At 66.2% G+C, this 1714-nt stretch carries 1 protein-coding gene; it reads right to left on the reverse strand.

What is annotated here, in order from left to right; translation table 11 throughout:
- Positions 1–19 precede the first annotated feature (19 nt).
- Positions 20–1249 carry an IS110 family transposase gene (locus AZE13_RS33395; RefSeq protein WP_066940567.1) on the reverse strand — a complete coding sequence of 410 codons (1230 nt, stop codon included), beginning with the start codon at positions 1247–1249 and terminating at the stop codon, positions 20–22.
- Between the last annotated feature and the right edge of the window lie 465 nt (positions 1250–1714).

The raw sequence follows: 1714 nt of genomic DNA on the forward strand, positions 1-1714 counted from the left end.
ACCTCAGGGCGCTAACTCGTCAAGCGGCGACCGCGAGTTTGGTGGGGAAGGCCGTACCTTCGTCGAACAGCCTTCGCTGCTGCAGACAGTGATAGAGCATCCCCAGCATCCGATTGAAGAGGTGCCTTTGGGCTGCTGCGTGCCAGTCTCCGTGGTCGTCGCGTCGGCGCCGGTAGTGGGCCTTGGCGCCGGGTGAGGCGGTGATCGCGGAGAAAGCCCATAGGTATCCGGCATGGTTGAGCCGGTCGTTCTTCACCCATCGCCTGGTGATAGACGACTTCTTCCCGGAGGCCCTGGTGATGGGCGAAGAGCCGGCGTATGCCTTCAGACCGCGGGCGTCGGCGAAGCGGTTGCGGTCGTCTCCGATTTCGGCGAGCACCCGGGCGCCGAGCTGGATGCCGAGGCCAGGGAAGCTGAGAAGAATGTCAGCGTCCGGGTGCTGAGGGAAAGCCTCTTCCACCGCCTTGGCGAGGTCGTCGGCGGCGGTGCAGGCGGCGTCCAGCTGGACGAGCAGGGCCAGCATCTGCTTGCCGAGCGCATCCTCGACCAGCGGGGGTTGATGGGCCCAGCCGGCCCGGAAGACCTCACGGAGGCGTTCGGCCTCAGTCACGATGCCGCGTTTGCGGCCGGCCCGCTTCAGGGCGGCCTGGAACTGGGTGTGGGTCAGCCGCGCGGCGCGGGTCGGCGTCGGGGCGGCCTTGAGGATCTCCCGGGCCTCGGAGCGACACAGCCCGTTTTTCCAGGGCTCGAAGGCCGTCAGGGCAGCTGGGTAGTACTCCCGCAGCAGTGAGCGGAGCTGGTTGGAAATCTGCTGTCGATTCCAGGTGCTGTCCTGCTGTGCGCGGGCCAGGACGGCGACGGCGCGGGCCAGATCCGAGTCGTTCGGCAGGGACCGGTGGGCGTGCATGTCCGTGCGGAGGATGTTGGCGAGAACAAGGGCATCGCCTGGGTCGGACTTCTTGCGCGAGACGGAGTGACGGTCGCGGTAGCGAGCTGCGGCCATCGGGTTGATCGCGAACACCTTCCGCTTCCCGGTCCGCAGCACAGCAACCAGCAGACCGCGGGAGGTCTCGATCGCGACCGGGATCGGATTCTCCTCGGTGTCGCCGTACTCCGCGAGAAGGTCCAGAAGGATCCGGTAGCCAGCGGCGTCATCAGTGATGTGCCGCTTGGCCACCAGCTGGCCGCTGTCGTCGACCAGAGCGACGTCGTGCGTCCTTTCCGCCCAGTCGATACCGCAGTAGATCAACTTGCCCCTCCCTGAGCAATGAGTGTTTGCGCTGGTCACGAGCGCATGCGGGCCACGCAGCGACCTAATCCCAGGACTCAGCACGAGTGCCGGTCCACCACCTCAGTAGCCGTTCGTGGCACCAGCGCACCCCACGGGGCCTCGGTCTATGTGGGAGCTCAAGCGGCTCGGGCGATTTGAGAGGTCACCGCGCGGCGGGCTCGTACCACGAAGAGCAACGAGCGAGTACAGCAGGTGGTGGTCACGAGGACGCCGAACGCCGCCGCTCTATGCAGAGGCGCAGTTACGCCGGGGCTCGGAAAGGCATCCGTCCGGCGCCCACGCGACCACCACCATCAACACCAAGATCGTGCACCGCTCTAACGAAAGGCACCAAAGCCCGGCTCGGCGAAGGCATCACGATCCCAGTGCTCGAACAGCCCCACCTGGAAACCCGCGCTGGAAGCCGTCCTTAACAAGGGATTA

Origin of the sequence: Streptomyces sp. NBRC 110611 (assembly GCF_001590865.1) — a bacterium.
In the GTDB taxonomy this organism is placed as follows: domain Bacteria; phylum Actinomycetota; class Actinomycetes; order Streptomycetales; family Streptomycetaceae; genus Streptomyces.